Source organism: Allobosea sp. ASV33 (assembly GCF_016428755.1).
Classification (GTDB): Bacteria; Pseudomonadota; Alphaproteobacteria; order Rhizobiales; family Beijerinckiaceae; genus Allobosea.
This window is the reverse complement of record NZ_JAELTI010000036.1, coordinates 39,461-46,261: the sequence shown is the minus strand read 5'-3', so window position 1 is coordinate 46,261 and position 6,801 is coordinate 39,461. Positions and strand designations below refer to the sequence as shown.

At 67.2% G+C, this 6,801-nt stretch carries 5 protein-coding genes and 2 pseudogenes; 4 read left to right on the top strand and 3 right to left on the bottom strand.

Features of this window, described 5'->3' with window-relative positions; translation table 11 throughout:
• Positions 1-296: pseudogene (locus JHD80_RS12920) on the bottom strand (hypothetical protein); the annotation flags it as partial.
• Between the two features lie 62 nt (positions 297-358).
• Here JHD80_RS12920 and JHD80_RS12915 point away from each other — a divergent pair.
• Positions 359-1,231 (top strand): annotated as a pseudogene (locus JHD80_RS12915) (PdxA family dehydrogenase); the annotation flags it as partial.
• Positions 1,232-1,541: 310 nt separating this feature from the next.
• Here JHD80_RS12915 and JHD80_RS12910 read toward each other — a convergent pair.
• Positions 1,542-2,432 (bottom strand): helix-turn-helix domain-containing protein, encoded by an 891-nt coding sequence (locus tag JHD80_RS12910; RefSeq protein ID WP_199087773.1) that lies wholly within the window; start codon positions 2,430-2,432, stop codon positions 1,542-1,544.
• A gap of 204 nt (positions 2,433-2,636) precedes the next feature.
• Here JHD80_RS12910 and JHD80_RS12905 point away from each other — a divergent pair, with 204 nt between their 5' ends.
• The 3 genes from JHD80_RS12905 to JHD80_RS12895 are packed head-to-tail and all read left to right on the top strand — an operon-like array spanning position 2,637 to position 5,954.
• Positions 2,637-4,334 carry an FAD-dependent oxidoreductase gene (locus JHD80_RS12905; RefSeq protein ID WP_199087771.1) on the top strand — a complete coding sequence of 566 codons (1,698 nt, stop codon included), beginning with the start codon at positions 2,637-2,639 and terminating at the stop codon, positions 4,332-4,334.
• Positions 4,335-4,348: 14 nt separating this feature from the next.
• A complete protein-coding gene (locus JHD80_RS12900; protein ID WP_199087769.1) occupies positions 4,349-5,176 on the top strand; it encodes an SDR family NAD(P)-dependent oxidoreductase in 828 nt (275 codons plus the stop codon).
• 13 nt (positions 5,177-5,189) lie between these two features.
• Positions 5,190-5,954, top strand: coding sequence for an SDR family oxidoreductase (locus JHD80_RS12895; RefSeq protein ID WP_199087767.1), 765 nt, complete (start codon positions 5,190-5,192; stop codon positions 5,952-5,954).
• 4 nt (positions 5,955-5,958) lie between these two features.
• On the opposite strand, the gene JHD80_RS12890 is transcribed toward JHD80_RS12895, so the two are convergent.
• Positions 5,959-6,798, bottom strand: a complete 840-nt coding sequence (locus JHD80_RS12890) for a sugar phosphate isomerase/epimerase family protein (protein ID WP_199087765.1) — start codon at positions 6,796-6,798, stop codon at positions 5,959-5,961.
• Positions 6,799-6,801: the final 3 nt, after the last annotated feature.

The following is a 6,801-nucleotide window of genomic DNA, read 5'->3' as shown; positions in this document are numbered from 1 at the left end:
ACGCGCCTTGGTTGCTGGGCCAGCAGCGGGTAGCGATGCGGCGTCGTCAAAGCAGCCGTCGCGCGCGGCGTGGCGTCGGTCGAGCGGTCGTCGGGGACGGGTCCTTGGGCGAAATAGGCCTCGCCGGACGGAAGCTGTGCGACCTGTTCGCGGCTCAATCCGAGATTTTGAGCCAGCACCTCCGGAGACGTGCGGGAAAACCAGTCGGTGACGCTGAAGGTATGATTGGCTACGCAGCGATGGCGGAAGCAGCTTCGCCGCTCCTCATGGCGATGAAGGCCGGTGGCTTTGACCATCCGGCGACACTGCTCCATGCGGCGTGGCGGTTGCTTCTCCCCTTGCCCCAGGAGGGTGCCTGATGAGGTCTCCAGCTTTGCCCATTGCGATCACCATGGGGGACCCGTCCGGCATCGGCCCAGAGATCGCGGCGAAGTTTTTCGCCCGGCGCATGGTCGATGCCGCGGCGCTCGCCCAAGGCGGGGCGCGGCCTGCCCTCGTCGTCGGTGATCCGTTGGTCATGCGCCATGTTCTGCAGTCGCTGCAGGACGCACCCCGGCTTCGGATAGTCGGGAGGGTTGGCGAGGCTCGTTTCGAGGAGAGCACGATCGATATCATCGCATCCTCGCATCTCGAGGTTCTCCCAACACTCGGGACTGTCAGCGCCGAGAGCGGCAAGGCTGCGTTCGCTGCGATCGCCATGGCGATTGATCTCGCCAGGGAGGGTCAGGTCGCGGGAATCGTCACCGCCCCGATCCATAAGGAATCGCTGGCCGCTGCGGGTTTCGCCTATCCAGGACATACGGAAATCCTGGCCGAGCGGGGCGGCGCAGGCCGCGTTGCCATGATGCTTGTGAACGACGAAATCAGCACCGTGCTCGTCACCATCCATTGCTTGCTGCGCGAGGCGATCGGGCGGGGTGATTTCGCGGCGCAAATGTCGGCGATCCGTTTGGCCCATCAAGGCGGGCGGGCCCTCGGCATCGCCGCTCCGTGCATCGCGGTCGCTGGTCTCAATCCGCATGCCGGCGAAGGCGGACTGTTCGGGTTCGAGGAGCGTGAGATCATCGCGCCGGCCGTCAGGGCAGCGCAGTTCGAGGGGATCGATGCAAGTGGCCCTTGGTCCGGCGACACCGTTTTCATGCAGGCGCGCACCGGCCGGTTTGATGTTGTCGTCGCCCAGTACCATGATCAAGGGCTCATTCCGGTCAAATATCTCGGGCTCGACCGCGGCGCGACGGACAAGCCCGTGATCATCGCCGGCTCGATCGACCAGCCCGCGCAGATCGAGGCGGTACGCCGGGCTGGGGCCGCCGGATTTACCATCGGGACATCGGCATTGGACGGCCGCTTTCCGGCGCGAGGAACCGCGCTAGCCTTTTCAGCTCGAAGCGATCTCCTCCTGTCTCTAAGCGAACAGGTGCGATGTCCAGTTTGGCGGTATCGGTTGCCGAGCAGGTATCCATTCCTTCGGGTCCATTTGCGAATTCGCACGAAACAAGCGGCACCGTGGGGCCGGAAAGCCGCCCGGCAATCGGAAAACATCACGGCTCTTTGGAGCGGGATGCCTGTGCCGACCGGAATCGGCGCGGGCTCTCTCCTAATCGTTGCGTGAAGAAGCGGGAGAAGTAACTGATATCCTTGAAGCCCAACGCGTCCGCGATCGAGCTGACGGGAGCCGTCGTATAGAGCAGCCAGCGCTGAGCCTCGACCATCACGCGCTGGTGGATGATCTGGATTGGCGGCACGGCAAAACGTTTCCTGCAGACCGCCAACAGTCGATCTTCCGAGACGCCGAGCCGGCGCGCATAGGCGGCGACCGCAAGATGCTCGGCGAAATGCGCTTCGACCAGCGCCCGGAAACGGGAGAGGAGCACGGATTCCGCATCGGTGAACGACGCTCCCATCCATTCTTGGGCCAGGCCGGCGCGCGCGAACGCCACGAATAGCCTCAGCACGTCGCCCTCAATCGCCAGATTGCGGCCCGCTCCATCCCAGGCCAGCTCGTTCGAGAGCGACACGAAGTCCTGGCCGATCTGGCGCGCCGTCTCCCGCTCGACCGGTCCGACGCAGCGCACGCGATCGAACAACGTCGCGATCAGCCGGTCACTCACAGCCGCACCGGGCATGGCGGTGCGCGCGATCGAGATCACCCACCCGTCGGTCCCCGGCTCGAATGCGAAACCGTGCACCGTCTCGGCCGGGATCACGAGAATCGCCGGCGCCGCGATGACGAAGGACGAAGCCTCGCAATTCATCGCTCCGCCGCCCCCAGACACCAGCAGCAGCTGATGCAGCTCGCGATGGGCATGCGGAGCGATGCGCCAGTGATGGAAGCCGCTGCGCTCCCGGATCGGCTCGACATGGATGAAGCGCGGCTCGACATGCCTGATCGGCTCGCCATACAGCCTGTAGTGCTCGATCGGCCCGGCCATGACGCCCCTGATGCGTGAGGCATTCCGTATTACGGTAAAAGTACAATTATTCCCGTGCTGCGTCCATTGCCGGGACGCGCTGCCGCCCTACGCTGGCGAGCGAGTTACCGCAGCAAAGCGGAACAGGAAACGCTCCCATCGGCCGATGACCGGGCCCGCGCCGGATAGCGCGACACCGCTAAGGCGCCCTCAGGAGGATACAAGATGAGAGAACGCCCGGCCGAATGCGATGTTCTGGTGATCGGCTCCGGCGCCGGCGGCCTGTCCACGGCCATCACCGCTCGCAAGCATGGCCTCGACGTCGCCGTTACGGAAAAAGATAAGTTTTTCGGCGGCACCATGGCCTATTCCGGCGGCGTGCTCTGGATTCCCGGCAACGCTCACGCGGCCAGGGCTGGCCTGCCCGACTCCCGCGACGCTGCCCGCAGCTATCTGCGGCAGGAGGCGGGAAACTGTTACGCCGAGGACGTGGTCGAGGCCTTCCTCGACGCGGGTCCGCGAATGATCGAGTTCTTCGAGCGCGAGACGGACGTCCGATTCCTGCTGTCGAACTATCCGGACTATCACCCGGATAGGCCGGGCGGCGTGCCGAAAGGGCGCTCGCTGACGGCCATGCCCTATGATGCGCGCCGTCTCGGCAAGGAGCTAAGGCGGCTACGTCCGCCACTGGAAACGATCACCTTCATCGGGATGATGTTCAATTCCTCCAACGAGGATTTGAAGCACTTCTTCCGGGCGACACGCTCGCTGACCTCCGCCCTCTACGTGGCGCGCCGCCTCGCCTCCCATATCAAGGATCTCGCGCTCTATCGGCGCGGCGTGCAGGTGACCAGCGGTAACGCGCTGGCCGCCCGCCTGGCCAGGACAGCCTTCGACCTCGACATCCCGATCCTGACCGAAACGCCTGCGGAGGGTCTCATCGTCGAGGGCGGGCGTGTCGTGGGCGCCCGCTTCTCTTCGGGCGGGCAGAAGGAGATCCGCGCCCGGCGTGCGGTCGTCCTCGCCTGCGGCGGCTTTCCTCACGATGCGGCGCGGTTGGCCGTGGCCTATCCCCATGTCGCGCGCGGCGGTCGGCATGTCTCGCCCACGCCTCCCGGCAATACCGGGGACGGTATCCGGCTGGCCGAGACCGCAGGCAGACGCTGCGAAATCCGCTATCCCAACGCCGCCGCCTGGATGCCCGTGTCCGAAGTGCCGCTGGCGAAGGGACGCGTCGGCGTCTTTCCGCATCTCGTCGATCGCTACAAACCAGGCGTGATCGCCGTAAACCGCGCCGGACGGCGTTTCACCAACGAGTCGGAATCCTATCATGACGTCGGCGCCGCCATGATCGCCGACAACGCGCAGGGCGGCCCGACGGAGGCCTGGCTGATCTGCGACCATGCCGCGATGCGCAAATACGGCCTCGGCTTCGCCAAGCCGGCGCCGGTGCCGACCGGCCGCTATGTCCGCAGCGGCTATCTCAAGCGCGGCGGCACGCTGAGCGAGCTCGCGCAGGCAGCCGGCATCGATCCGGCCGGACTCGCGGCGACGGTCGAGGGCTTCAACCGCGATGCCGAACGTGGCGAGGATCCCGCCTTCGGCCGCGGACGCAGCGCCTTCAACCGCTTCCTCGGGGACCCCGACCACAAGCCAAATCCAACCGTGGCACCGATCCGGAAGGCCCCCTTCTACGCCCTGAAGCTGGTGATGGGCGACCTCGGCACCTTCGACGGGCTCTCGACCGATGTCGTCGGGCGAGTGCTCTCGGCCGAAGGCGAGCCCATCGAAGGGCTCTACGCCGTCGGCAACGACAGGGCGAGCATGATGGGCGGCAGCTATCCCGGCGCCGGCATCACGCTGGGCCCGATCATGACCTTCGGCTACCTGGCCGGCTGCCACCTCGCCGGTCGCGAACCGTGAGCCGGGTGAAGACGATGGACAACGACACCCCGACCATGCCGGGCTTGAAGGATTCCGTCTGTGTCGTCACCGGCGCCGGCGGCGGGCTTGGGCGCGCGATCGCCCTCGCCCTCGCCGGGTCGGGCGCCCGGATCGCCATGCTGGATCGGTCGCCGGCCGCGGCCGAAGCAACGCTCGCCGCCATCCGGCAGACCGGAGCGGATGGCGCCGTCTTTGCCTGCGACGTCTCGGATCCCGCCAGCATCGAGTCCGCGGCCGAGGCCTGCCGGACGCAATTCGGTCCTTGCCGGGTGCTGGTCAACAATGCCGCATTGCTTCGGCCGGGCGCATTGGAAACCCTGAGCCCCGCGGAATGGAATGCCGTGCTCGCGGTCAACCTGACCGGCTATTTCCTCTGCGCCCAGGCCTTCGCGCGGCAGATGCGCCCGATTGGCGGCGGTTCCATTGTCCATGTCGCCTCCGTGGCGGGTACGCATGCGCAGGCCTTCAGCGGCGCCTACAGCGTCAGCAAGGCAGGCATCGTCATGCTGTCGCGGCAGATCGCGCTCGAATGGGGGTCGCAGGGCATCCGCAGCAACGTCGTCAGCCCGGGCCTCGTACTGACCCCGATGAGCCAGAGCTTCTACGCCGACCCGGAGCTGAAGCGCCGGCGCGAGGCAGCGGTGCCGCAGGTACGGATCGGGCGACCCGAGGATATCGCCGACGCCGTGCTGTTCCTGGCGAGCGACCGGGCCGCCTATGTCAATGGCGAGGAGATCACCGTCGATGGCGGCTTCACGCGCGGATTGATGAGCCTGATCCCGCGGCCGGGCCACGCGCCGGGCGAGGCAGCGGCGGATTGACGGAGACCGGATCATGGCAACGCAACCCGCTGCGATCATCACCGGCGCAGCCGACGGCATCGGCTGGGCGCTTGCCCGCCGCTTCGCTGCGGCCGGCTGCCGGGTCGCGCTTGCCGATATCGCGGGCGAGCGCGCTGCTGCACGCGCGGCGGAACTCGGAGCCGATCACATCGCGCTTGCCTGCGATGTCTCGGACGAGGCTTCTGTTCGCGCTGCGGTGGCGGCAGCGGCCTCCGGGCTGGGCGGCATCGACATCCTCGTCAACAATGCCGGCATCGGGGACACCCATCTGCCGACGCTGGAACAGGATATCGGCCATTTCGAGCGGGTGCTGAAAGTCCATCTCAACGGCACCTTTCTCATGTCGCGCGAGGTTGCGCGGTTCATGATGGAGCGCGGCGCAATCCTGAACATCAGCTCGATCGCCGGGCTCGGCGGCCTGCCGCGCCGCAACGCCTATGGCGCCGCGAAGGCCGGCATCGCCCAGATGACGAAGAACCTCGCCTGCGAATGGGCCGGCCGCGGCATCCGGGTCAACGCGCTCGCGCCGGGCTATGTCGGGACGGCGCTGGTCAGGACGCTGGAGGCGGCCGGCCGGATCGACCGGCAAAAGCTGGAACGGCGCATTCCGATGGGCCGCCTCGCCGAGCCGGAGGAGATCGCCGAGGCCGGCTGGTTCCTGTGCTCGCCGGCCGCCTCCTATGTCACCGGCGCGATCCTCAGCGTCGACGGCGGCTGGCAGGCTTTCTCCGATGCCGGGGACGCCTCGCCCGGCTGAGCCGCTACGCGGATTTCACAGCAGGCAGCGGCCCCTCGAAGGTCCATCCGCCTTCGACGAGCTTGCGGGCGCCATCGAGAAGGCCCTGCAACGGCGTTTCCGAGAGGATCTCGAGTGCGACCGGGCCGTGGTAACCCTGCCGCCTCAGCTCCCGTCCGATCGCATCGAAATCGATGCCGCCGCTGCCGATCGGGTCATGCCGCCATTGCCCGGCCGGACTGTCGGAGAGGTGCACGATGCTGAGAGAGGGGGCGAGCGCCGCGAGGCCCTCGATCGGATCCTCGCCGATCGCGACGGCATTGGCGACATCGTAGATCACCGTCACGTCCCGGTAGCCTTCCTCCTCGATGAAGCCGCGAATGCTGTCGGCGTCGGCGAGCAGCCCATGGGGATGGTTTTCGAGCCCGACGCCGAGGCCGTGGCGGCGGGCTTCGGCGACGATCTCGCGGAAGGCCGGGCGGAAGCTTTCCATCACCCGGTCGTTCGCCTTGGCAAGCAGGGCATGCCGTCGCCCGGAGCCGACGCAGACCGCAGCAACCCCAAGCTCGGCGCAGCGCGCGATCAGCCGCTTATAGGCATCGACCGAGAAACTCACTACCTCCGTGGAAGCGCTCGCCAGATTGATGTCGCTGCTCGCGAGATCGCCGGCCAGCAGCTCGAGGCCGTATCGCGCGATCAATTCCCGCAAGCGCGCCGTGCGTGCGGCATCGTCGCGCCAGGGATCGAAATGCGGCGGCGCGGCCATGAGCTGGACATGACGGAAGCCGGCCGAGGCGATGGCCTTCAGCGCGGCCTCGGCGCTCTCCTGCCAGACGAAGCCGAAGGTATGGGCAGCGAGCCGCAACTG

What these genes read in the sequence shown, in the direction of transcription:
- JHD80_RS12910 (WP_199087773.1), bottom strand. Translation starts at nt 2,432, where the DNA reads ATGGCCGGGCCGATCGAGCACTACAGGCTGTATGGCGAGCCGATCAGG.
- JHD80_RS12905 (WP_199087771.1), top strand. Translation starts at nt 2,637, where the DNA reads ATGAGAGAACGCCCGGCCGAATGCGATGTTCTGGTGATCGGCTCCGGC.
- JHD80_RS12900 (WP_199087769.1), top strand. Translation starts at nt 4,349, where the DNA reads ATGGACAACGACACCCCGACCATGCCGGGCTTGAAGGATTCCGTCTGT.
- JHD80_RS12895 (WP_199087767.1), top strand. Translation starts at nt 5,190, where the DNA reads ATGGCAACGCAACCCGCTGCGATCATCACCGGCGCAGCCGACGGCATC.